A 22,806-nucleotide genomic window follows, 5' to 3' on the forward strand; every position below is an offset into this window, starting at 1 on the left:
TCCCGGCCGGCGGGCCTGCCTCAAATGTCGGTGGTCAAGACAATCTTGCCCATGACTTGCCGGCCAGCCATGCGCGTGAACGCTGCAGGGAGTTGGTTCATGGCCAGCACGGAATCCAGCACGGGCTTGACTTTGCCTTGGGCATACCACTGGGCGAGTTGCCCCATCATCACGGCATTGGCCTTGGGTTCGCGCTTGGCGAACTCGCCCCAGAAAACGCCGACGAGCGAGGCGCCTTTCAGCAGCATCAAGTTGAGGGGCAGTGCGGGGATTTGGCCGCGTGCGAAGCCGACCACCAGATAGCGACCCCGCCAAGCGATGGATCGAAAGGCCGGTTCCACCAAGTCACCGCCCACCGGGTCGTAGATCACGTCTGGGCCTTTGCCTTGAGTGAGCGCCTTGAGCGCTGCGCGCATATCGACTCGGCTGTAATTGATGCTGGCGTCAGCGCCCAGGCGTTCGCAGCAGGCGCACTTCTCATCGGTGGAGGCTGCCGCGATGACGCGAGCCCCCGCTGCCTTGGCAATTTGAATGGCAGCCGTACCGACGCCACCCGCGGCGCCCAGCACCAGCACGGTTTCGCCAGCTTGCAGGGACGCACGGTCCAGCAGCGCATGGTGGCTGGTCGCGTAGGTGCAGATGAAGGCGGCGGCATCTTTGAAGTCGAACCCCGGCGGCAGCGGCATGAGTTGCGAGGCTGGCACACAGGCTTGCGTGGCAAAACCGCCGGTGCCGGCAAAGGCAGCCACAGGGTCGCCCACCTTGAGGCCTTGTACGCCTTCTCCAAGGGCTTCAACCACGCCAGCGAATTCCGCACCGGGCACAAAGGGCAGGGACGGCTTGATCTGATATTTGTTCTGAACGATCAGGAGGTCAGGAAAATTCAGGCTGGCCGCTTTGATTGCCACCCGCACCTGACCCGGGCCCGGCTCGGGCGTGGGCAATTCCTTCCAGGCCAAAGCTTCGGGGCCGATCGGGTTTTCGCAAAGCCAAGCATGCATGTCATGTTCCTTTTGTTGAACAGGGCGGCGTGGGCCCCAAAGTTTCGGCGCAATGATAGGCAGTTGAATGCTCAGGAGAGGTCGCGCAGGTGACGACCTGCCTACAATGAGCCCATGCGCATACTCATCGCCAACGACGACGGATACCTTGCTCCGGGGCTGCACGCCTTGGTCAAGGCTTGTGAAGGTTTGGGTCAAATCGAAGTGATCGCCCCTGAACAAAATGCCAGTGGCACTTCGAATTCTTTGACTTTGGGGCGACCGCTGTCGGTCTACACCGCCGTCAATGGGTTTCGTTATGTCAACGGCACCCCCTCAGACTCAGTGCACGTGGCGCTCACGGGCTTGCTGGACTACAAACCGGACTTGGTGCTTTCAGGCATCAACAATGGTGCGAATATGGGCGATGACACCTTGTATTCCGGCACGGTGGCCGCAGCGACCGAGGGCTTTTTGTTCGGCATTCCTTCCATCGCCTTTTCGCAGGTCGAAAAGGGCTGGGAGCACCTGGACGCCGCTGCCGCGCTGGCCCGGCAAATCGTGGAGCAGGTCATTGCAGGCGGCTTGAGCCAGCCTTTTCTGTTGAATGTGAACATCCCGAATCGGCCAGATGCCACCGCGTTGCCACGGCGCGTGACTCGGCTGGGCCGTCGACACGCCAGCGAGCCGGTGATTCGCCAGCAAAGTCCGCGTGGCGAGACCATTTATTGGATCGGCCCTGCGGGCGATGCGCGCGAGGCGGGCGAGGGTACTGATTTCCATGCCACTGCCAAGGGGGAGGTGTCGATCACGCCGCTGCAGGTGGATTTGACCCATCACGCGGCCTTGGGTGATTGGACGACACGCCTGGGGCCTCGCGGATGAGCGCACCCGCCAATCGCCCGCAGCGATTTCCGGCCGCCTTGCCCAAGGCGGGCGGTGCTGCCGCCACGCCTGCTCGCGAGGTTTTGATGCCGCAACGCCATTTACGCGATGCGGCCGCAGACGCTGCGCGACTGACTGCACCGAGTGGCTTGGGGCTGGACTCCAGCCACGTGCGGCGCCGCATGGTGCAGCGCTTGCAGCAGGCTGGCGTTCACGATGAACGGGTGCTCCAGGCTTTGGCTGAAGTACCTCGGCATGAGTTTGTCGACAGCGCCCTCGCGATCCAGGCCTATGAAGACACCAGCCTGCCGATTGGGCATGGGCAGACGATTTCAAAGCCGTCGGTGGTGGGCCGGATGATCGCGATTTTGATGGGCGGCGCTGCGGCGAACCGCTTGGGCAATTTGGGCAAGGTGCTGGAGATCGGCACGGGTTGCGGCTATCAGGCGGCCGTACTGGATCGCCTGGCTCGGCAGGTGGTGTCCATTGAACGCCTGCGCCCCTTGCATGACAAAGCCCATGCCAATCTGCAGGCATTGAAGCTGACGAAAATTCGGCTCGTGTATGGCGACGGCCGACTCGGGCATTCCGGGAGCGCGCCCTTCGACAGCATCATTGCCGCGGCCGGGGGGGACGACTTGCCACCGGCCTGGCTGGCACAACTGGCCCCGGGTGGGCGCTTGGTCGCTCCCATGGTGGCGCCCGGCGGCAAGGGGCAGGTGTTGGTGGTGGTGGACCATGTCGTGGAGGGCGGCGTTGGGCGCTATGTGCGCAGCGAGTTTGAAGCCGTCCATTTCGTACCTCTAAAATCTGGCGTATTGTGAGCGGGCGGCAATTTCCGCCGCTTTGATTCAGTCAGCCAATCGACGCATGCAAAAGAATATTCTTCGCTTTTCCTCCGTGCTCATGACGACGGGGTTTGTCGCCTTGTTGGCGGGCTGCGGCACCAGCTTGAACCGTGCGCCGGTTGAAGACCGTACACCGACCAAGGCCGTCAAGTCTGGCAGCGCGCCCGCTGCGGCATCCGCGGCGTCAGCGGCGGCTGAGACCAAGCCTTTGCCGGGCATCGAGAATGCAGGCAAGCCCGGCTATTACACCGTCAAGCCCGGTGACACCTTGATTCGCGTGGCGCTGGAGAACGGCCAAGGCTGGCGTGATCTGGTGAAGTGGAATGCCCTGGAGAATCCCAACGTCATCGAGGTCGGCCAAGTGCTGCGTGTTGTCCCGCCGGGTATTGATGCCGGCTCGGTGAGTACGCGCCCCGTGAGTGCCCCGAAGATTGAAACCCGTCCGCTGGACGGCAAGGCGGGCGCAGCGGGATCGGGCGCTACCGCGGCGCCCTCAGCGTCGGGCCCTGCCAATACGGCCGGTTCGTCCGCCGCTTCAGCCCCTGCCTCGAAATCTGACGATGACGACATCAGTTGGGGCTGGCCCGCCTATGGCAATTTGATTGCAGGTTTCGACGAAGCGCGCAATAGCAAGGGCTTGGACATCAACGGCAAGACGGGTGATGCAGTTTTGGCCGCAGCCGATGGCCGTGTCATGTATGCTGGCTCGGGCTTGCGGGGCTACGGAAACATGATCATCATCAAGCACAATGCTGGCTACCTGAGTGCTTACGCCCACAACCAGGCTTTGCTGGTCAAGGAAGATCAGGTCGTACGAAAAGGGCAGAAGATAGCCGAGATGGGGTCTAGCGATGCAGATCAGGTCAAGCTTCACTTCGAGATTCGTCGCCAGGGCAAGCTCCTGGATCCTGCCAAACTGCTGCCGGCACGCTGAGCCGTCAGCACGCCGGGTGGTCCGTCATGAAGCCCTCTGACGGTTCACAGCCTGAGCCTGCCGGGTTCAGGACACCGGTCATGCCCGGCGGCGATGCAGCCCTTGTCCCGCTGTTTCTGGACAGCGACGCGCTGAGCGTACCGTCCGCGCCCCCTGTGCCGCTCGATGAAATGGCGGCGGGCGATGGCACCGTTGTGAGCAATGGCCATGATCGGTCGCGCAAGATCGATGACGATCTGGGCGCTGATCCAGACCCCGGTAATGCGCTGCAGGCCTATCTGCGCGACATCCGCCGTACCCCCTTGCTGAGCCCCGAGGCTGAATATTCCACTGCCAAGCAGGCGCGTGACGGCAGCTTTGCCGCTCGGCAGGCCATGATTCGCCACAACCTGCGCTTGGTGGTCAGCATCGCCAAAAACTACCTGGGTCGTGGCTTGCCCTTGAGCGATTTGATCGAGGAGGGCAATCTGGGGCTGATGCATGCCATTGGCAAATTTGAGCCTGAGCGGGGATTTCGTTTTTCGACTTACGCCAGCTGGTGGATTCGGCAAAGCATCGAAAATGCATTGATGCACCAGGCGCGCCTTGTGCGTTTGCCGGTGCACATCGTGCGCGAGCTCAATCAGGTGCTGAAGGCGCGGCGTGCCCTGGAGGCTGTGCAAAGCCAGCGGGGTGTCGAGGCGAAAGTTCGCGTTGAAGAAGTTGCCGCCTTGCTGGGGCGGCCGGTCGGTGAAATCTCGGAGCTTTTGGCTTACGCAGAATTGCCGAGTTCCTTGGACTCTCCGGTGGACCGGGATGGCGACGGCGGGGAGTCCGTGATGGACTTGGTGGCCGACGAGCATGCGGTCGACCCCTTGGGCTTGTGTCTGAATCATGAGCTGGAGTCCTTGATTTCCCATGGGCTTGCCACCTTGAATGAGCGCGAGCGCGAGGTGCTCGCCGGGCGCTACGGTTTGGCCGATCGGGAGCCTGAAACGCTGGACATCCTGGCGTCCCGCTTGAATTTGACGCGTGAGCGAATCCGTCAAATCCAGATTGAGGCGCTCGCCAAGCTCAAGCGGGACATGATGCGCCACGGCATCGATCGCGATTCAATTTTTTAAGTCCTTGTCGTCCTCTCCGGGAGCGCTGAGCCGGAGGCTGGGATAATCGGCCCATGATTCAAGATTCTGAATGGCTGAAGGTCGAGTCGATCGACCTTGATGCACAGGGCGTTGCCCATAAAGCGGACGGAAAAGTGGTCTTCATCGAAGGTGCTTTGCCGGGTGAAGAGGTTCAGGTGACCGTCGGTCGCAAGAAGAACCAGTGGGAGCAGGGGACTATGACCGCCATGCGCAGCGAAAGCTCGCAGCGGGTCGTGCCTGGCTGCCCGCATTTTGGTTTGCATGCGGGTGCTTGCGGTGGCTGCAAGATGCAGCATTTGCACCCGGCTGCCCAAGTGGCTGTCAAGCAGCGCGTGGTGGAAGACAACCTTTGGCATCTGGGCAAAGTGAAGGCGGAGACCTTGCTGCGCCCGATCGAGGGACCGACTTGGGGCTATCGCTACCGGGCACGGTTTTCTGTTCGTTATGTGGTCAAGAAAGCAGAGGTGCTGATTGGCTTTCATGAGCGTAAAAGCCGCTATGTGGCCGACATGCAAGTCTGCAAAGTGGTACCGAAGCGAGTCAGCGATTTGCTGATGCCCCTGCGGGCCATGATTGCCAGCATGCAAGAGCGTGACCGCCTGCCGCAGATCGAACTGGCCATGGGCGACGAGGTCTTGGCGCTCGTGCTGCGCAACTTGAATCCCTTGCCTGAGTCTGATAAAGCTCGCCTGCGCGAGTTTGCTGCAACACACGGCGTACAGTGGTGGTTGCAACCCAAGGGACCGGAGACCGTGCATCTGCTGGATGAAGGTGGCCCGGTGCTGAGCTACGGCCTGCCTGAATTTGGGGTGGTGATGCCCTTCAAGCCGACGGATTTCACGCAGGTCAATCCGCATATCAACGGTGTATTGGTGGGGCGTGCCCTGCGCTTGCTGGCGGTTCAGCCCGACGAGCGGGTGATCGATTGGTTCTGCGGCCTGGGTAACTTCACCTTGCCGCTGGCCACCCGGGCACGTGAAGTGCTGGGCATCGAGGGAAGCGAGACTTTGGTTCAGCGCTCGCGTGAAAACGCACGTGTCAATGGCCTTTCGGAGAAGGCGCGCTTTGAGGCGCGTAATTTGTTTGAAATGACGCCTGCCTTGCTGGCTGCGGATGGTCATGCTGACAAATGGTTGGTGGACCCCCCGCGTGACGGCGCATTTGCCCTGGCCAAGGCGGTGGCCGACATCGCGCAAGACCCCAGCCTGGCGCCTGGCTGGCAACCGCCCAAACGCATTGTTTACGTCAGTTGCAACCCCTCCACCCTGGCGCGGGATGCCGGCCTGCTGGTGAATGTGGCGGGCTACCGCTGCACGGCGGCGAGTGCAGTGAACATGTTCCCGCACACTTCCCATGTGGAGAGCATTGCGGTGTTTGAGCGTGATAGCGCTGCGTGAAGCAGGATTGATCCAGCAAAAAGAAAAAGGGCCGAAAGGCCCTTTTGCTTTGTTTTGCGTCGGCCTGCAAGGCGAGCGTTAGCACCTGCGGGGGTTGGCTCTCAATCTCGCTCACCCCCAAAAATGCCCAGCAGCGACAGCAGGCTCTGGAACACGTTGTAGAGGTCCAGGTAGATGGCCAGGGTGGCGGAGATGTAGTTGGTTTCGCCGCCGTCAATCACGCGCTTGATGTCATACAGCATGAAGGCAGAGAACACCGCCATCGACAAAGCCATGATGGTGAGCATCAGCGCTGATGACTGCATGAACATGTTCACGACGCTGACCACCAGCAAAATGATGGCGCCAACGAACAAGAACTTTCCCATGCCGCTCAAGTCGCGCTTGATCACTGTGGCCAGCGAGGCCATGGCGAAGAAGATGGCGCCGGTGCCGCCAAAGGCCATCATGATCAGGCTGCTGCCGTTTTTGAAGCCCAGGATGGCGGCCAGCAGGCGAGACAGCATCAGGCCCATGAAGAAGGTGAAGGCCAGCAGGGCGTAGACGCCGGTGCTGCTGTTCTTGGTTTTTTCAACGAGGAACATCAGGCCAAAGGCTCCGGCGAAGAAGAGCACCATGCTCATGCCCGAGCCCATGGTGGCCATGAAGCCGGTGGTCACGCCGACCCACGCTCCCAGCACCGTGGGCACCATCGACAAGGCCAGCAGCCAGTAGGTGTTGCGCAGAACGCGTTGCCGATCAGCGGTTAGGCCGAAGCCGGCTGTGCCGCCATATTGGGTTTGTAGGGATTCGTTCATCACAGTCCTCCAGAAATTAGTTCAGCGCATAACGCACCTGAGCGATGCGCTACGCACGGTTGCGACTGTAGCCGGTTTGGCGCCAAAGTCAGCCAGTGCGCGGCCGCCATGCGCCCCATGCAAGCTAAAGTGGGGGCTTCACTCAACTTTTCAACACCATGAAGCAAAAGCCCTATCTCACCTTGGTCGATGTCAAAACAATTGCGGCGGCGGCTGAGGCCGAGGCGCTTGCCAACCATTGGGCTGTCTGCATTGCCATTGTGGATGACGGCGGCCATCTGCTGTGGCTGCAGCGACTGGACGGTGCGCCGGCGGTTTCGGCTCAAATCGCGCCGGCAAAGGCGCATACGGCCGCTCTGGGTCGGCGCGAATCCAAGGTGTATGAAGACATCATCAACCAGGGGCGCACATCGTTCCTGAGCGCGCCAGGGATTTCCGGTATGTTGGAAGGCGGCGTGCCCATCATGGTGGAGGGGGCTTGCGTGGGTGCTGTGGGTGTCAGCGGTGTGAAGTCCACCGAAGATGCGCAGATTGCGCGGGCGGGCATTGCCGCGCTGGTCGTGTAAGCGCCAGAGTAAGTACGAGACCTTCGCGCCAACCGGCTCGCCCGGTGGCGCGGTGGGTGGTCGCAAAATTTGACGTCATCAATCCGTCATTTTTGCGGGTTAGCGCTCAGGACTAACCCTGATCGAGTATACTTAGCAGGTTTACCCGCAACCTACCGCCCCCAGCGAAACTCAAATCAGTTCCTTCACCGGAATCACGACTCTGGCTTCATGTCGAGCAGAGCTGGGCGCGCGCACTCTACCGGAGTTCCCCGTGCTGTCCGATCTGCTCCATACCCCTCACGCGATTCTCGCCCTGGCAGACGGCACGGTCTTCAAAGGCAGCTCCATTGGCGCTGCTGGCCACACTGTTGGTGAGGTGGTGTTCAACACCGCCATGACCGGCTATCAAGAAATCCTCACTGACCCGAGCTACTGCCGGCAGATCGTGACCCTCACGTATCCGCACATCGGCAACTACGGCGTCAACGACGAGGATGTCGAGGCTTCGAAGATCCATGCCGCTGGTTTGATCATCAAAGAACTGCCCCTGCTGTCGTCCAATTTCCGCGAGACGCGCAGTCTCGGGCAATACTTGCAAGACGAAGGCACGGTGGCCATTGCTAACGTGGATACTCGTCGGCTGACGCGCCTGCTGCGCACGACCGGTGCCCAGAACGGCTGCATCATGGCCTTGCCGTTGGGGCAGGCCGTTACGGACGAATTGATTGCAGAAGCTGTGGCCAAGGCCAAGGCCGCGCCCGATATGGCAGGCCAGGATCTGGCCAAGGTGGTCAGTACCGACCAAGCCCATGTCTGGACCGAGACCGAGTGGAAGCTGGGTGAGGGTTATGGTCAGCAGACCCACCCGCGCTTCCATGTGGTGGCGTACGACTTCGGGGTGAAGAGCAATATCTTGCGCATGCTGGCCTCGCGCGGCTGCAAGATCACGGTGGTGCCGGCGCAGACGCCCGCATCAGCGGTGTTTGATCTGGAGCCGGATGGCGTGTTCTTATCCAATGGCCCGGGCGACCCGCAGCCTTGCGACTACGCCATTCAGGCAGCGGCAGAGTTGATTGAAGCAGGCATTCCGACCTTCGGCATCTGCCTGGGTCATCAAATCATGGCACTGGCCTCAGGCGCTAAAACTTTCAAGATGAAGTTTGGCCACCATGGCGCCAATCACCCGGTGAAAGACCTGGACAACGGCCGCGTCTCCATCACCAGCCAGAACCACGGTTTTGCGGTGGAAGCAGAAGGGTTGCCCGCCAATTTGCGCGCCACCCACATCAGCCTGTTTGATGGCACGCTGCAAGGCCTGGCCCGCACCGACAAGCCGGCCTTCTGCTTCCAGGGCCACCCTGAGGCGAGCCCCGGCCCGCACGACATTTCGTATCTGTTTGATCGCTTCATCAGTCTGATGGCGAAGGCTTGATGGAGTAAAGACAATGGCAAAACGTACAGACATCAAGAGCATTCTCATCATCGGCGCCGGCCCCATCATCATTGGCCAGGCCTGCGAGTTTGACTATTCCGGCGCCCAGGCCTGCAAAGCCCTGCGCGAAGAGGGCTACAAAGTCATTCTGGTGAACAGCAACCCTGCCACCATCATGACCGACCCGGACACGGCCGACGTCACCTATATCGAGCCCATCACCTGGCAGGTGGTCGAGAAGATCATCGCCAAGGAGCGGCCGGATGCCGTGCTGCCCACCATGGGCGGCCAGACCGCGCTGAACTGCGCGCTGGACCTGCACAAGCACGGCGTGCTGGCCAAGTACAACGTCGAGATGATCGGCGCCAACGAGAAGGCGATTGAGAAGGCCGAGGACCGCCTGAAGTTCAAAGACGCCATGACCAAGATCGGTCTGGATTCGGCCAAGTCCGGTATTGCGCACTCCATGGAGGAAGCGCTGGCTGTGCAAAAGCGCATCACGGCTGAAATTGGTGGTACCGGTTTCCCCATGGTCATTCGCCCCAGCTTCACGCTGGGTGGCACCGGCGGCGGCATTGCCTACAACCCCGAAGAATTCGAAGAAATCTGCAAGCGCGGCCTCGACCTTTCGCCCACCAACGAACTCTTGATCGAAGAGTCGCTGATTGGCTGGAAGGAGTACGAGATGGAGGTCGTGCGTGACAGCAAAGACAACTGCATCATTGTCTGCTCGATCGAGAACCTGGACCCCATGGGCGTGCATACCGGTGACTCCATCACCGTGGCCCCGGCCCAGACCCTGACCGACAAAGAGTACCAACTGCTGCGCAACGCCTCCATCGCCATCCTGCGCGAAATCGGCGTGGACACGGGCGGCTCGAACGTGCAGTTCTCCATTAACCCGAAGAACGGTCGCATGACCGTGATCGAGATGAATCCGCGCGTCTCGCGCTCTTCGGCCCTGGCGTCCAAAGCCACCGGCTTCCCTATCGCCAAGATCGCTGCCAAGCTGGCGGTGGGCTACACCTTGGACGAGCTGCGCAATGACATCACCGGCGGCGTGACCCCGGCGTCCTTCGAGCCCAGCATCGACTACGTGGTCACCAAGATCCCGCGTTTTGCTTTTGAGAAATTTCCCATGGCCGATTCGCGTTTGACCACGCAGATGAAGTCGGTGGGTGAGGTGATGGCCATGGGCCGTACCTTCCAGGAAAGCTTCCAGAAGGCCTTGCGTGGCCTGGAAACAGGCATTGACGGCCTGAGCGAGCGCAGCACGGACCGCGAAGAAATCGTGCAAGAGATTGGCGAACCCGGCCCCGAGCGCATCCTGTTTGTGGGCGATGCTTTCCGCATCGGCATGAGCATGGAAGAGGTCTTCGAAGAGACGGCCATCGACCCTTGGTTCTTGGTGCAGATCGAACAGTTGATCAAGATCGAGCAATCGTTGGCTGGCCGCGAGCTGGCCTCGCTGTCCGTCGATGAGTTGCGTCTGCTGAAGAAAAAGGGCTTCTCGGACAAGCGTCTTGGCAAGTTGCTGGGCAGCAATCAGCACGATGTGCGCCGTGCCCGCCATGCGCTGGGTGTGCGGCCGGTCTACAAGCGTGTGGATACCTGCGCCGCTGAGTTCTCGACGCAAACTGCCTATATGTACTCAACCTACGAGGAAGAGTGCGAGGCCGAGCCAACCAACAACAAGAAGATCATGGTGCTCGGCGGTGGCCCAAACCGCATTGGTCAGGGCATTGAGTTTGACTACTGCTGCGTGCACGCCGCCTTGGCCATGCGCGAAGACGGGTACGAGACCATCATGGTCAACTGCAACCCCGAAACCGTGTCCACTGACTACGACACTTCCGATCGCCTCTACTTCGAGCCGGTGACGCTGGAAGATGTGCTGGAAATCGTCGAGAAGGAAAAGCCGGTCGGCGTGATCGTGCAGTACGGCGGCCAGACGCCGCTGAAGCTGGCGCTCGACCTCGAAGCCAATGGCGTGCCCATCATTGGCACCACGCCTGACAGCATCGACATGGCCGAGGACCGCGAGCGCTTCCAGAAGCTGCTGCATGAGCTGGGCTTGAAGCAGCCGCCCAACCGCACGGCCCGCACCGAAGAGCAGGCCGTGGCCCTGGCCAATGAAATCGGCTACCCGCTGGTGGTGCGCCCCAGCTATGTGCTGGGCGGCCGTGCGATGGAAATCGTGCACGGTGACAAGGATCTGGAGCGCTATATGCGCGAAGCGGTGCGTGTTTCCGACAAGTCGCCGGTGTTGCTGGACCGCTTCCTTGAAGATGCGGTTGAGGTTGATGCCGACTGCATCAGCGATGGCACTGATGTGATGATCGGCGGCATCATGGAGCACATTGAGGCCGCCGGCATCCACTCTGGCGACTCGGCTTGCGCCTTGCCGCCCTACACCTTGTCCAAGGCGCTGCAGGACGAACTGCGCCGCCAGACGGCAGCGATGGCACGCGCCTTGAAGGTGGTGGGTCTCATGAACGTGCAGTTCGCCATTCAGGGCGACGTCACGGGTGATCTGAGCGCAGCGACGGTGTATGTGCTTGAGGTCAACCCACGCGCCTCGCGCACCGTGCCTTTTGTGTCCAAGGCTACCGGCCAGCAACTCGCCAAGATTGCCGCGCGCTGCATGGCTGGCCAGAAGCTGGTCGAGCAAAAGGACCGCCTGGGCCGCGTGCCTGCCGAGGTGGTGCCGCCGTACTTCAGCGTCAAGGAAGCCGTTTTCCCCTTCAACAAGTTCCCGGGCGTGGACCCCATCCTTAGCCCGGAAATGCGTTCCACCGGTGAAGTGATGGGTGCCGCCCGCACCTTCGGTGAAGCCATGTTGAAGAGCCAGTTGGGGGCCGGTTCACGCCTGCCCCGCCAGGGCAATGTCTTGATCACCGTGAAAAATGCCGACAAGACGCGTGCCGTGGCTGTGGCCAAGGACCTGCATGCGCTGGGCTTTGGCGTGGTGGCCACCAAGGGAACCGCTGGCGCCATTGCCGAGGCGGGCATTCCGGTTCGTGTGGTCAACAAGGTCAAGGACGGCCGACCGCACATTGTCGACATGATCAAGGGCGGTGAAATCCAGCTGGTGTTCACGACTGTGGACGAAACCCGCGCCGCGATTGCCGACAGCCGCCACATCCGCCAAGCCGCTCTGGCTGCCCGTGTCACTTACTACACGACCATGGCAGGCTGCGAGGCCGCGGTTGAAGGCATGAAACACCAAGACGGTCTGCTGGTGCAATCCCTGCAAGAGTTGCACGCCGAACTGGTCTAAACTCCGCATCAACGAACTCCGCCGCCGCAGCCTCATGAGAGGCCGCTGCGGCGGATTCATTTTGTCTCTCAAGGTTTACAACATGGCCACGATTCCCCTGACTACACGCGGCGCTGAAAAGCTCAAAGAAGAATTGCATCGGCTCAAGAGCGTTGAGCGGCACGCGGTGATCAACGCGATCGCTGAGGCACGCGCGCAAGGTGATTTGTCCGAAAACGCCGAGTACGAAGCCGCCAAAGACAAGCAAGGTTTCATTGAGGGCCGGATCCTGGAAATTGAAGGCAAGCTGGCGGCCGCGCAGATCATCGATCCGGCTTCAGTGGATGCCGGTGGCCGCATCGTCTTCGGCACGACGGTCGATCTGGAAGAAGAAGCCAGTGGTGCAGAAGTCACCTATCAAATCGTTGGTGACGACGAGGCCGATCTGAAAGTGGGCAAAATTTCCATCAGCTCGCCCATCGCTCGCGCATTGATTGGCAAAGAAGCCGGCGATGTGGCTGAAGTGATGGCGCCAGGCGGTGTGAAGCGCTACGAAGTGGTGGAAGTTCGCTACGTCTGAGCCCGCGCTGATGTTGAGTCGTTCGCGCGCCTTGCTCGCGGCCCTCTGGGCTGGCATGTTGTTGGCTGTGGCTTTTGTGGCCGCACCCAGCGCCTTTGCCGCTTTGGATCGAGCCCAAGCCGGATTGGTGGTGGCTCAATTGTTCGAGAAAGAAGCTGCGATCAGCCTCGGTGCTGCCTTGCTGCTGATGTTGATGGATCGCCGCTTGGTGCATGGCATCGGCAGCAACGCTTTGTCTGCGGGCTTTCTCTTGCCGGCTGGCGCCATGTTCTGCACCGTGGCGGGTTACTACGCTTTGCAGCCCATGATGGCGGCCGCCAAGTCGGGGCAGGGCCCTTGGCCTTTTATGGCCCTGCATGCGATTTCCTTGGGGTTTTTTGGGCTCAAGGGGCTGTTGGTCCTGCTGCTTGCCTGGCGCAGCGGCAAGCACTGAACGGCCCGAGTCGTGATGTGGATATGAAAAAGCCGCTCAATGAGCGGCTGGGTTTCAAGTCACGCAGATGCGTATAGAAAAAGTTGGGATAAGCTTTAATCCTGAACCAATTTCTTGACGCTGGTAATGCGGCGTTTGGCGCGCTTGATTTCACCGCCTTGGGCCACACGTTCGTTGCCCAGCACACGCAGCTTCTTGACTTGCGGGCGATGGTTGCCGCTCTTGGAGAACTTGACGATCTTCACCACGCGAGGCGCACCCTTGCTGTCGCGCTCTTCCGATTCTTTCTCGGGAATGGGGCGCCAGATCACCAGCAGTTTGCCGATGTGCTGAATGGGGGCGGCATCCAGTTCGCCACACAGCGAGGCAAAAATGCCTTCGCGGTTGGCGCGGTCGTCAGAGAACACGCGCACTTTGATCAGGCCATGGGCCTTCAGTGCAGCGTCGACTTCTTTGACGACGTTGGGGGTCATTCCATCCGCGCCAATCAACACGACGGGGTCGAGGTGATGGGCTTCGGAGCGTTTTTCCTTGCGCTGGGCAGGGTTGAGTTGAATCGCAGGCATACGCGTATTATCCGTGCAACATGAGTCAAACATGAAGATCAAAACAAAAAGCAAGAAACTAAACAAGACGTGGTTGCACGATCACATCAATGATCCTTACGTCAAGATGGCCCAAAGAGATGGCTATCGGGCTCGCGCAGCCTATAAATTGAAGGAAATTGACGAAGAATTGAAGTTGGTGCGGCCCGGCCAGGTGGTGGTCGACCTGGGCGCCTCGCCGGGGGCGTGGAGCCAATATCTTCGGCGTTGCTTTGCCCCCAAGGAGGCTGGCACGGGTGGCGCGGCGGTCGGCCAACTCAATGGCACCATCATCAGCCTTGATTTGTTGCCCTGCGAGCCTATTGAGGGCGTGCAATTCCTTCAAGGCGACTTCCAGGATGAGGCTGTTTTGAAGGCGCTGGAAGACGCGCTGGGCGGGCGCGCCGTTGATTTGGTGGTGTCCGACATGGCGCCCAATCTCTCCGGCATTGAAAGCTCGGATGCTGCTCGGATTGCGGGTTTGGTCGAACTGGCGATCGACTTCGCGCAGCATCACCTGAAGCCAGAGGGCGCCTTGGTGACCAAGGTGTTTCATGGCAGCGGCTACACGCAGTTGGTGGAATTGTTCAAGGCCACTTTCAAGAAGGTCAAGCCGATCAAACCCAAAGCCTCGCGCGACCGGTCCTCGGAAACTTTTTTGATCGGCATCGGCCTGAAGTCGCCGACGCGTGGGCGGTAAACCGCTACGGCCCGGCAAAAGTCGGCTGTTTCTAGGGGTTTGCCCACAAGGTAAAAGCAGCTTCAGCCCTTGACTGCAATAGAATCAACCCCATATGCCGTGCATAGAGCAGCAAAGCGTGTAGGTGTGACAGCTTGCGCGCGTGCAAAACTGCAAACGGGCCGAATTGAATGAAGGAGTCGCGGTGAACAATCAGTGGTTCTCGAAGGTGGCTGTATGGATAGTGATCGCCTTGGTGCTGTTCACTGTCTTCAAACAGTTCGATCGAGGTGCAAGCCAAGGCAATCAGCTTGGATATTCGGAATTTCTTGACGAAGTTCAGGCGCACCGCATCAAGTCCGTCACTCTGCAAGAGGGTGGCGCGGGTACCGACATCTTGGCTGAAACCAACGATGGCAAGAAGTTGCGCGTGACTGCCACCTACCTTGACCGCGGTCTGGTGGGTGACCTGCGCAACGCGGGTGTCAAATTTGATGTGAAGCCGCGTGAAGAGCCCTCGTTCCTGATCAATATGCTGATCAGCTGGGGTCCCATGCTGCTCCTGATCGGCGTGTGGGTCTACTTCATGCGTCAGATGCAGGGCGGTGGAAAAGGGGGGGCGTTCAGCTTTGGCAAGTCCAAAGCACGTATGCTGGACGAGGCCAACAACACCACGACCTTTGCCGATGTGGCTGGTTGTGACGAGGCCAAGGAAGAAGTCAAGGAATTGGTCGACTTCCTGAAAGACCCGCAAAAATTCCAGAAGCTGGGTGGCCGTATTCCGCGCGGGGTGTTACTGGTTGGCCCTCCGGGTACCGGCAAGACCTTGCTTGCCAAGGCCATCGCCGGCGAAGCCAAGGTGCCGTTTTTCTCGATCTCGGGTTCTGATTTCGTTGAAATGTTTGTTGGCGTGGGCGCAGCCCGTGTCCGTGACATGTTCGAGCAAGCCAAGAAGAGTGCGCCCTGCATCATCTTCGTGGACGAAATCGACGCGGTCGGTCGCCATCGCGGTGCTGGCCTGGGCGGCGGTAACGACGAGCGTGAGCAGACCCTCAACCAGATGCTGGTGGAGATGGATGGCTTCGAAACCAATCTGGGCGTGATCGTCATGGCGGCGACCAACCGCCCCGACATCCTGGATCCGGCGCTGCTACGCCCCGGTCGTTTCGACCGTCAGGTTTATGTGACCCTGCCTGATGTGCGTGGCCGTGAGCAAATCCTCAATGTGCACATGCGCAAGGTGCCTGTGGGGCAGGACATTCGCGCTGACATCCTGGCACGTGGGACGCCCGGCTTCTCGGGCGCTGACTTGGCCAATCTGGTCAATGAAGCCGCGCTGTTTGCTGCTCGCCGCAGTGGTCGTGTGGTCGAGATGAATGACTTTGAAAAGGCCAAAGACAAGATCATGATGGGCCCTGAGCGGAAGTCCATGATCATGCCCGAGGAAGAGCGCAAGAACACGGCCTATCACGAGGCGGGTCATGCCTTGGTTGCGCGCTTGATGCCCAAGACCGATCCGGTGCACAAGGTCACGGTGATCCCGCGTGGCCGTGCGTTGGGCGTGACCATGCAATTGCCCGAGGGTGATCGTTACAGCCTCGATAAAGAGCGCATGCTGTCGACCATCTCGGTGTTGTTTGGTGGCCGCATCGCTGAAGAAGTGTTCATGAACCAGATGACCACGGGTGCCTCCAATGACTTCGAACGCGCCACCTCGATCGCTCGCGACATGGTGACCCGTTACGGCATGACCGATGAGTTGGGCCCGATGGTGTATTCGGAAAACGAGGGCGAGGTGTTCCTGGGCCGCTCGGTGACCAAAACCACCAGCATGTCTGAAGAAACCATGCGCAAGGTCGACTTGGTTATCCGCCGCATCATTGACGAGCAATACGGCATTGCTCGCAAACTGATCGAAGACAATCAAGACAAGATGCATGCGATGGCCAAGGCCTTGCTCGAGTTTGAGACCATTGATGCGGATCAAATCGAAGACATCATGTCGGGCAAGCCGCCCCGCTTGCCCAAGGATTGGACCCTTCCAGCCGGTGGCAAGTCGGACGGCACGCCGCCTCCGGTGAAGCCGGACGGCGCACCCGCCGCGGCCTGATCTTCCGCCTCGGATTCAAGGGCCAGTCTGCACAGACTGGCCTTTTCTTTTTTACGGCACGTTTTCATGGCCTGGCAAACGACACGCTTTCAAATCAACCTCGACCGTCCGCGCGTCATGGGCATCGTGAATGTGACACCCGATTCGTTCTCCGACGGTGGGCATTACGCGAATACCGGTTCAGCCATTGCACACTGCGAGCGCCTAGTCGCTGAGGGGGCTGACATTCTGGACATTGGCGGGGAGTCGAGCCGGCCGGGTGCGAGCACCTTAACCGCTGACGAGGAGTGGTCCCGCTTGGCGCCGGTGCTGCAAGCGGCGTTGACGATGGCGGTGCCGGTTTCTGTCGATACGTGCAAGCCCGAGGTGATGCGCCGGGCTTTGGATATTGGCGTCGACATCATCAATGACATCCATGCCTTTCGTTCAGCCGAGTCAATGGCTGTCATCACTGCAACAGCCACCGGTGCGGGTTTGTGTGCCATGCACATGCGCGGAGACGCCGCCACCATGCACCAACTCACCGGCTACGTCGACGTGGTCGCTGAGGTGTCGAGTTTCTTGGCTGAGCGTGCCTTGGCCTTGCGCGTGGCGGGCATTGCCGCAGAGCGCATCGTGCTGGATCCGGGCTACGGTTTTGCAAAGACGACAGCGCAGAATTTCGAGTTGCTAAATCGGCAAAGCGAGTTGCTGCATTTGGGCTATCCCTTGCTTGTGGGATGGTCGCGCAAGCGCTCGCTGGGTGATGTAGTCGGGCGCCCCGTTGATCAGCGCTTGTCCGCAAGTTTGGCGGCCGGGTTGTTAGCCTTGGTGCGGGGTGCAGCCGTTTTGCGGGTTCATGATGTGGCCGCCACCGTGGACGCGGTCAAGGTGTTTCAGGCGACAACGAAGCCGTGGGATGGGTCAGAGCCTGGTGCGCAAGGCGTGTCATGAACTTGGCCGACAATGTTCGCTAGCAGTCAATCTTCAGGAGTATGTGTTCTATGAGCCGTAAGTTTTTTGGCACTGACGGGATTCGCGGTACGGTGGGCCAATCGCCTATCACGCCGGATTTCATGCTTCGACTCGGGCACGCGGTGGGCCAGGTGTTGCGCAAAAAGGGCGGCCGCCCGAGCGTGCTGATTGGCAAGGACACGCGGATTTCTGGCTACATGATCGAATCCGCGCTGGAGGCTGGCTTTGCCTCGGCGGGTGTTGATGTCTTGCTGACCGGCCCGTTGCCAACGCCGGGCGTTGCCTATCTCACCCGGGCATTGCGCCAAGACCTTGGGGTGGTGATCAGTGCCTCGCACAACCCGTTTGCCGACAATGGCATCAAGTTCTTTTCAGCACGCGGCGAGAAGTTGCCCGACGCTTGGGAGCTGGCGGTTGAGGCTGCCTTGGAGGACGCACCTTCATGGATCGATTCGGCCAATCTGGGCCGAGCGCGCCGCATTGCCGATGCGCGTGGGCGTTACATCGAGTTCTGCAAAAACAGCTTCGGCTCTGATCTGACTCTCAAAGGTTTGAAGATCGTGGTGGACGCGGCCAATGGCGCGGCCTATCACGTGGCGCCTGATGTGTTTCATGAACTGGGTGCTGAAGTTATTTCCATAGGCTGTAGCCCGGACGGCTTCAATATCAATGCCGGTTTCGGCGCGACATCACCGGCCGCTCTGGTTGCGGCGGTCAGGGAGCATGGCGCCCATTACGGTGTGGCCTTGGATGGCGACGCCGACCGCCTGCAGTTGGTGGATGCACAGGGCCGCCTCTACAACGGTGACGAGTTGCTTTACGTGATGGTGGCCGACCGCCTGGGTCAGGGTTTGCGGGTGCCAGGGGCCGTGGGCACCTTGATGACCAATATGGCAGTGGAGTTGGCGCTCAAGGCCTTGGACGTCGAGTTCGTGCGCGCCAAGGTGGGTGACCGCTATGTGCTGGAGGAGTTGAACGCCCGGGGCTGGGAGTTGGGCGGGGAAGGCTCAGGCCATTTGCTGGCACTCGATAAGCACACCACCGGCGACGGCATCGTCAGCGCCTTGCTGATTCTGCAATCCATCAGCCGCACCGGTCGGTCCTTGGCGGAGCAATTAGAGCCCGTTCAGTTATTTCCGCAAACCATGATCAATGTGCGTTTGCAGGCGGGGCAAGATTGGAAGAGCAACCCGCGCTTGGCTCAAGAACAAGCTGAAGTGACGGCCGAACTGACGGGACGGGGCCGCGTGTTGATCCGCGCTTCCGGAACGGAGCCGCTATTGCGCGTGATGGTGGAGGCCAGCGACGCCGCCGTGGCCAAGCAATGTGCCGAGCGTTTGGTCCGGGCGGTGAATGCCTGATTGTTGTAAGCGCTGGATCTGAAAAATAAAAGCCACTGGAATGCTCGCCAGTGGCTTTTTTTGTACAGATGCCCGCCTGCCTGCTTGCGTCAGACGCCAGACATCTGTGCAGTGCTTTACTTCTTGGCCGGCATCAAAACGCGGTCGATCACATGGGCCACACCGTTGGTGGCGACCAGGTCGGTCTGCTGCACCACAGCGTCTTCAACCGTGAGGAAGGTGCCCGCGCGGGCCGTGGCAATGGTGGCGCCGTTCAGGGTCTTGACGGTTCCGTTCTGGAAATCCGACCCGAGCATCTTGCCCTGGAAGATATGGTAGTTCAGCACCGCCTTCAATTGGGCGGGGTTCTGGCTCAAGGCGTCTAGCGCTTGGGCCGGTACCGCTTTAAATGCATCGTCTGACGGAGCCAGAACGGTCAGCGGGCCAGCACCATTGAGGCTGTCTCGCAGGCCGGCTTGTTCGATCAGACGATTGAAGGTGCTGAGTTGACTTTGACGGGCCAGGGTCTCAGCCAGCGTGGTGGGGGCTGGGGGTACGGGAGTGGTGGCGCAGGCGCTCAGGCCTGCAATCAAAAGAATGGAGCTGTACAAGGCCAAGTTGCGGCGCACGGCGTTCATCATCGTCAAATCCCCTTGAAAATTTTGGATGGCGAGAGCTTATGCAGACAATGTGACGCTTCAATGAATGAATTGTGTCCATCCTTTTGACTGTAATATTTGACCCTCCGGCGTTTGTCATGTCGGAATGTGTCACGGTAGCGTCATATTTGGGTCATAGGATGCGTCCTAACGTTAACCCTCATCGTGATAGGTCGCTCATGAAAATTGCTCACGTTCGTACAGGTCTTGTCTTCGCGGCAGCCTTGGCTGTTGTGTCGGTGGTTCAGGCGCAAGATGTGACTGGTGCCGGTGCATCGTTTCCTGCGCCTGTGTATGCCAAGTGGGCAGATGCCTACAACAAGGCCAGCGGCGCTCGAATCAATTACCAGTCTGTTGGCTCGGGCGCAGGGATCAAGCAAATCAAAGCCAAGACGGTCGATTTCGGTGCCTCCGACGCGCCGTTGAAGGACGATGAGTTGGCCAAAGACGGCCTGATCCAGTTCCCGACCGTGATCGGTGGCGTGGTGCCCGTTGTCAATATCAAGGGCATCAATGCCGGCCAGTTGCGTGTGACCGGCCAAGTGTTGGGCGACATCTACCTGGGCAAAATCGCCAAGTGGAATGATGCCGCGCTGACGGCCTTGAATCCAGGTTTGCCTTTGCCGGATGCAGCCATCGCCGTGGTTCGCCGCGCTGACGGTTCGGGCACCAGCTTCTTGTTCACCAACTATCTCTCCAAGGTGAATGCAGACTGGAAGGCCAAGGTGGGTGAGGGCACGGCAGTGAACTGGCCCACGGGTGCGGGTGGCAAGGGCAATGAGGGCGTATCGTCCTATGTTCAGCGCCTGCCGAACTCCATCGGCTATGTTGAATACGCTTACGCCAAGCAGAACAAAATGTCGTTTGTGCTGATGCGCAACCAGGCTGGCGCATTCGTGGCCCCCAATGACGATGCATTCAAGGCCGCTGCAGCAGGTGCCGAGTGGGCCAAGAGCTTCTACCAAGTGTTGACCGAGCAGCCCGGCAAGGACAGTTGGCCCATCACCGGCGCGACCTTCATCTTGATGCACAAGCAACAAGACAAGCCCGCTGCTGCAGTGAGCACGCTGAAGTTCTTCGATTGGGCGTACACCAACGGCGACAAAATTGCTGACGAGCTTGACTACGTGGCCTTGCCCGCCGCTGTCAAAGAGTTGATTCACAAGCAGTGGGCCGCCAATCTGAAGGACGCTTCGGGCAAAGCGATTTCCTACAAGTAATCGTGGACTGGGGCGAGAGCATTGGTGTTCTTGCTCAACCGGAATTCGGGTCGGCCGTGTGAGTGGCTGCCCGGATTTCGCCGCGTCATCGGTCTGTAATTCCATTTTCAACGCATCGCCTGCGGAGGCCCTGTGGCCGCAATACTTCCTGCCAACAAATTTGAATCGGGCTCAGAGTCTGCGAAGACCCAGCCTCAGAGCAATCCGCCGTCACGCCGCAAGGTGGCCCCTTGGGCTGACACGGTGTTTGCCTTCCTGGCCCACGGGGCTGCGTGGCTGACTCTTGCGCTGTTGGTTGGCATCCTGATTTCTCTTTTGATCGGCGCCATGCCGGCGATCCGTGAGTTCGGGTTGAGCTTTCTGTGGACCAGCGAATGGGACCCCGTCAAGGAGAAGTTCGGTGGCTTGGTGATGATCTATGGCACCTTGATGACCTCGCTGATCGCCCTGGTCATTGCGGTCCCGGTCAGCTTTGGCATCGCCCTGTTTTTGACGGAGTTGTCGCCCACCTGGCTGAAGCGTCCTTTGGGTGTCGCGGTTGAATTGTTGGCGGCCGTGCCCTCCATCGTCTACGGTATGTGGGGGCTGTTGGTGTTTGGCCCCATTTTGGCCACCTATGTGCAACAACCTTTGCAGAGCTTGCTGACTGGCGTGCCGGTGTTGGGTTCGTTGGTGTCCGGGCCGCCTGTTGGTATCGGTATTTTGTCGGCCGGCATCATTTTGGCCATCATGATCATTCCCTTCATCGCTGCCGTGATGCGCGATGTGTTTGAAGTCACGCCGGCCATGCTCAAAGAGTCGGCTTACGGCCTGGGTTCCACCACCTGGGAGGTGATGTGGCGTGTTGTCCTGCCGTACACCAAGACAGGTGTGATGGGCGGCATCATGCTTGGCTTGGGCCGTGCGCTGGGTGAAACCATGGCGGTGACCTTCGTCATCGGCAACATGAATCAGCTGAACTCGCTCTCGGTCTTCGAAGCGGCCAACAGCATCACGTCGGCGCTGGCTAATGAATTTGCCGAAGCCGGAGAGGGCCTTCACCAGGCCTCGTTGATCTATCTGGGCCTGGTGCTGTTCTTCATCACCTTTGTGGTGTTGGCCTGCTCCAAGGTTCTGTTGTCTCGTTTGAAGAAGAATGAAGGAACGCGCGCATGAGCACCGCCGCCAACTCGACACCCGCCGGCATGAATGCCGGTCGGCAGGCCATGCACCGCAAACGCAAGCGTGTGAATGCGATTGCCTTGACGCTGGCGATGGCGTCCATGGCGTTCGGCCTGTTCTGGCTGCTGTGGATTTTGTTTGAAACCGTCCGCCAAGGGATGGGCGGTTTGAATCTCGCAACCTTCACTGAAATGACTCCGCCTCCGATGGCGGAAACTGGCGGTCTGGCCAATGCCATCTTTGGTTCTGTCGCGATGGTGGGTTTGGCGACCCTGATTGGCACGCCCATTGGTATCCTCGCCGGCATCTATCTGGCTGAGTATGGCCAAAAGACTTGGTTGGGTAGCGCGGTGCGCTTCATCAACGACATCTTGTTGTCCGCGCCGTCCATCGTGGTGGGCCTGTTTATCTATGGCTTGGTCGTGGCCCGCATGCATTCCTTTTCAGGCATCGCTGGCGTGATGGCTTTGGCCCTGATCGTGATGCCGGTGGTGATTCGCCAAACCGAGAACATGCTCAGCCTGATTCCCAATGCGCTTCGCGAAGCGGCCTATGCCCTGGGCACGCCCAAGTGGAAGGTGATCACCTCGGTCACCCTGAAGGCTGCAAGAACCGGTGTGTTGACCGGCATTTTGTTGGCGCTTGCGCGCATTTCCGGTGAAACCGCACCGCTGCTGTTTACGGCGCTGTCCAATCAGTTCTGGACATCCGACATGAGCCAGCCGATGGCCAGCCTGCCGGTGACGATTTTCAAGTTCGCGATGAGCCCTTACGAGAACTGGCAGAAGCTGGCTTGGGCTGGCGTCTTCATCATCACCATTGGCGTGCTGCTGCTGAACATCCTGGCGCGCGTATTTTTCAAGAACAAGCACTGAGCGGAAT

Annotated in this window: 21 protein-coding genes; 17 read left to right on the top strand and 4 right to left on the bottom strand. The window is 59.8% G+C overall.

Annotation, left to right across the window (positions count from 1 at the left end; genetic code table 11):
* Positions 1–20: 20 nt before the first annotated feature.
* Positions 21–1,001 carry an NADPH:quinone oxidoreductase family protein gene (locus PRZ01_RS04245; protein ID WP_273595516.1) on the bottom strand — a complete coding sequence of 327 codons (981 nt, stop codon included), beginning with the start codon at positions 999–1,001 and terminating at the stop codon, positions 21–23.
* A 114-nt stretch (positions 1,002–1,115) separates the two neighbouring features.
* On the opposite strand from PRZ01_RS04245, the gene surE reads away from it, so the two are divergent.
* From surE to rlmD, 5 genes are read left to right on the top strand one after another with little or no spacing between them, the layout of a single operon-like run.
* Positions 1,116–1,865 carry a 5'/3'-nucleotidase SurE gene (gene surE, locus PRZ01_RS04250; RefSeq protein ID WP_273595517.1) on the top strand — a complete coding sequence of 250 codons (750 nt, stop codon included), beginning with the start codon at positions 1,116–1,118 and terminating at the stop codon, positions 1,863–1,865.
* Positions 1,862–2,689 (top strand): protein-L-isoaspartate(D-aspartate) O-methyltransferase, encoded by an 828-nt coding sequence (locus tag PRZ01_RS04255; RefSeq protein ID WP_409993801.1) that lies wholly within the window; start codon positions 1,862–1,864, stop codon positions 2,687–2,689. The genes surE and PRZ01_RS04255 overlap by 4 nt, the downstream gene beginning before the upstream one ends.
* A 46-nt stretch (positions 2,690–2,735) precedes the next feature.
* On the top strand, positions 2,736–3,647 hold the full coding sequence (locus PRZ01_RS04260; RefSeq protein WP_273595518.1) for a peptidoglycan DD-metalloendopeptidase family protein: 912 nt from the start codon (positions 2,736–2,738) through the stop codon (positions 3,645–3,647).
* A gap of 26 nt (positions 3,648–3,673) precedes the next feature.
* Complete coding sequence (gene rpoS / locus PRZ01_RS04265; protein WP_273595519.1) at positions 3,674–4,750, top strand: RNA polymerase sigma factor RpoS; 1,077 nt, start codon at positions 3,674–3,676, stop codon at positions 4,748–4,750.
* A gap of 53 nt (positions 4,751–4,803) precedes the next feature.
* On the top strand, positions 4,804–6,168 hold the full coding sequence (rlmD, locus tag PRZ01_RS04270) for a 23S rRNA (uracil(1939)-C(5))-methyltransferase RlmD (RefSeq protein WP_273595520.1): 1,365 nt from the start codon (positions 4,804–4,806) through the stop codon (positions 6,166–6,168).
* Positions 6,169–6,269: 101 nt separating this feature from the next.
* Here the strand turns inward: rlmD and PRZ01_RS04275 are convergent, their stop codons facing one another.
* Positions 6,270–6,965: a Bax inhibitor-1/YccA family protein gene (locus PRZ01_RS04275; protein ID WP_273595521.1), complete on the bottom strand. Its 696-nt coding sequence runs from the start codon at positions 6,963–6,965 to the stop codon at positions 6,270–6,272.
* Between the two features lie 158 nt (positions 6,966–7,123).
* Here PRZ01_RS04275 and PRZ01_RS04280 point away from each other — a divergent pair, with 158 nt between their 5' ends.
* From PRZ01_RS04280 to PRZ01_RS04300, 5 genes are all read left to right on the top strand, one after another.
* Positions 7,124–7,531 carry a GlcG/HbpS family heme-binding protein gene (locus PRZ01_RS04280; RefSeq protein WP_273595522.1) on the top strand — a complete coding sequence of 136 codons (408 nt, stop codon included), beginning with the start codon at positions 7,124–7,126 and terminating at the stop codon, positions 7,529–7,531.
* Between the two features lie 253 nt (positions 7,532–7,784).
* Positions 7,785–8,945 (top strand): glutamine-hydrolyzing carbamoyl-phosphate synthase small subunit, encoded by a 1,161-nt coding sequence (gene carA, locus PRZ01_RS04285; RefSeq protein WP_273595523.1) that lies wholly within the window; start codon positions 7,785–7,787, stop codon positions 8,943–8,945.
* A 13-nt stretch (positions 8,946–8,958) separates the two neighbouring features.
* On the top strand, positions 8,959–12,225 hold the full coding sequence (carB, locus tag PRZ01_RS04290) for a carbamoyl-phosphate synthase large subunit (protein WP_273595524.1): 3,267 nt from the start codon (positions 8,959–8,961) through the stop codon (positions 12,223–12,225).
* Between the two features lie 82 nt (positions 12,226–12,307).
* Positions 12,308–12,784, top strand: a complete 477-nt coding sequence (greA, locus tag PRZ01_RS04295) for a transcription elongation factor GreA (protein ID WP_273595525.1) — start codon at positions 12,308–12,310, stop codon at positions 12,782–12,784.
* Positions 12,785–12,794: 10 nt separating this feature from the next.
* Positions 12,795–13,217 (top strand): DUF4149 domain-containing protein, encoded by a 423-nt coding sequence (locus PRZ01_RS04300; protein ID WP_273595526.1) that lies wholly within the window; start codon positions 12,795–12,797, stop codon positions 13,215–13,217.
* A 95-nt stretch (positions 13,218–13,312) separates the two neighbouring features.
* Here PRZ01_RS04300 and PRZ01_RS04305 read toward each other — a convergent pair whose 3' ends face one another.
* A complete protein-coding gene (locus tag PRZ01_RS04305; RefSeq protein WP_273595527.1) occupies positions 13,313–13,783 on the bottom strand; it encodes a YhbY family RNA-binding protein in 471 nt (156 codons plus the stop codon).
* A gap of 31 nt (positions 13,784–13,814) precedes the next feature.
* Between PRZ01_RS04305 and PRZ01_RS04310 the strand changes: the two genes are divergently transcribed.
* The 4 genes from PRZ01_RS04310 (at position 13,815) to glmM (ending at position 18,905) form a co-directional block, all read left to right on the top strand.
* Positions 13,815–14,501 (top strand): RlmE family RNA methyltransferase, encoded by a 687-nt coding sequence (locus tag PRZ01_RS04310; RefSeq protein WP_273595528.1) that lies wholly within the window; start codon positions 13,815–13,817, stop codon positions 14,499–14,501.
* 184 nt (positions 14,502–14,685) lie between these two features.
* The gene (ftsH, locus tag PRZ01_RS04315; protein ID WP_273595529.1) at positions 14,686–16,590 is read left to right on the top strand and encodes an ATP-dependent zinc metalloprotease FtsH; all 1,905 of its coding nucleotides are present in this window, start codon (positions 14,686–14,688) and stop codon (positions 16,588–16,590) included.
* Between the two features lie 66 nt (positions 16,591–16,656).
* Positions 16,657–17,523, top strand: a complete 867-nt coding sequence (folP, locus tag PRZ01_RS04320) for a dihydropteroate synthase (protein ID WP_273595530.1) — start codon at positions 16,657–16,659, stop codon at positions 17,521–17,523.
* A 50-nt stretch (positions 17,524–17,573) separates the two neighbouring features.
* On the top strand, positions 17,574–18,905 hold the full coding sequence (gene glmM / locus PRZ01_RS04325; protein ID WP_273595531.1) for a phosphoglucosamine mutase: 1,332 nt from the start codon (positions 17,574–17,576) through the stop codon (positions 18,903–18,905).
* Between the two features lie 116 nt (positions 18,906–19,021).
* Here glmM and PRZ01_RS04330 read toward each other — a convergent pair whose 3' ends face one another.
* Positions 19,022–19,525, bottom strand: a complete 504-nt coding sequence (locus PRZ01_RS04330) for a fasciclin domain-containing protein (protein WP_338111449.1) — start codon at positions 19,523–19,525, stop codon at positions 19,022–19,024.
* 197 nt (positions 19,526–19,722) lie between these two features.
* Here PRZ01_RS04330 and pstS point away from each other — a divergent pair, with 197 nt between their 5' ends.
* From pstS to pstA, 3 genes are all read left to right on the top strand, one after another.
* Positions 19,723–20,763 carry a phosphate ABC transporter substrate-binding protein PstS gene (gene pstS, locus PRZ01_RS04335; protein ID WP_273595532.1) on the top strand — a complete coding sequence of 347 codons (1,041 nt, stop codon included), beginning with the start codon at positions 19,723–19,725 and terminating at the stop codon, positions 20,761–20,763.
* A 141-nt stretch (positions 20,764–20,904) separates the two neighbouring features.
* Entirely contained in the window at positions 20,905–21,918 is a 1,014-nt protein-coding gene (gene pstC, locus PRZ01_RS04340) for a phosphate ABC transporter permease PstC (protein ID WP_273595666.1), read from the top strand.
* Positions 21,915–22,799, top strand: coding sequence for a phosphate ABC transporter permease PstA (gene pstA / locus PRZ01_RS04345; RefSeq protein ID WP_273595533.1), 885 nt, complete (start codon positions 21,915–21,917; stop codon positions 22,797–22,799). The genes pstC and pstA overlap by 4 nt, the downstream gene beginning before the upstream one ends.
* The last annotated feature ends 7 nt before the right edge of the window (positions 22,800–22,806 follow it).

It is taken from the genome of Roseateles koreensis (assembly GCF_028595305.1).
GTDB lineage: Bacteria > Pseudomonadota > Gammaproteobacteria > Burkholderiales > Burkholderiaceae_C > Paucibacter_A > Paucibacter_A koreensis.

Coding starts and splice junctions, on each gene's coding strand:
- PRZ01_RS04245 (WP_273595516.1), bottom strand. CDS start 1,001: ATGCATGCTTGGCTTTGCGAAAACCCGATCGGCCCCGAAGCTTTGGCC.
- surE (WP_273595517.1), top strand. CDS start 1,116: ATGCGCATACTCATCGCCAACGACGACGGATACCTTGCTCCGGGGCTG.
- PRZ01_RS04255 (WP_409993801.1), top strand. CDS start 1,862: ATGAGCGCACCCGCCAATCGCCCGCAGCGATTTCCGGCCGCCTTGCCC.
- PRZ01_RS04260 (WP_273595518.1), top strand. CDS start 2,736: ATGCAAAAGAATATTCTTCGCTTTTCCTCCGTGCTCATGACGACGGGG.
- rpoS (WP_273595519.1), top strand. CDS start 3,674: ATGAAGCCCTCTGACGGTTCACAGCCTGAGCCTGCCGGGTTCAGGACA.
- rlmD (WP_273595520.1), top strand. CDS start 4,804: ATGATTCAAGATTCTGAATGGCTGAAGGTCGAGTCGATCGACCTTGAT.
- PRZ01_RS04275 (WP_273595521.1), bottom strand. CDS start 6,965: ATGAACGAATCCCTACAAACCCAATATGGCGGCACAGCCGGCTTCGGC.
- PRZ01_RS04280 (WP_273595522.1), top strand. CDS start 7,124: ATGAAGCAAAAGCCCTATCTCACCTTGGTCGATGTCAAAACAATTGCG.
- carB (WP_273595524.1), top strand. CDS start 8,959: ATGGCAAAACGTACAGACATCAAGAGCATTCTCATCATCGGCGCCGGC.
- greA (WP_273595525.1), top strand. CDS start 12,308: ATGGCCACGATTCCCCTGACTACACGCGGCGCTGAAAAGCTCAAAGAA.
- PRZ01_RS04300 (WP_273595526.1), top strand. CDS start 12,795: ATGTTGAGTCGTTCGCGCGCCTTGCTCGCGGCCCTCTGGGCTGGCATG.
- PRZ01_RS04305 (WP_273595527.1), bottom strand. CDS start 13,783: ATGCCTGCGATTCAACTCAACCCTGCCCAGCGCAAGGAAAAACGCTCC.
- PRZ01_RS04310 (WP_273595528.1), top strand. CDS start 13,815: ATGAAGATCAAAACAAAAAGCAAGAAACTAAACAAGACGTGGTTGCAC.
- folP (WP_273595530.1), top strand. CDS start 16,657: ATGGCCTGGCAAACGACACGCTTTCAAATCAACCTCGACCGTCCGCGC.
- glmM (WP_273595531.1), top strand. CDS start 17,574: ATGAGCCGTAAGTTTTTTGGCACTGACGGGATTCGCGGTACGGTGGGC.
- PRZ01_RS04330 (WP_338111449.1), bottom strand. CDS start 19,525: ATGATGAACGCCGTGCGCCGCAACTTGGCCTTGTACAGCTCCATTCTT.
- pstS (WP_273595532.1), top strand. CDS start 19,723: ATGAAAATTGCTCACGTTCGTACAGGTCTTGTCTTCGCGGCAGCCTTG.
- pstA (WP_273595533.1), top strand. CDS start 21,915: ATGAGCACCGCCGCCAACTCGACACCCGCCGGCATGAATGCCGGTCGG.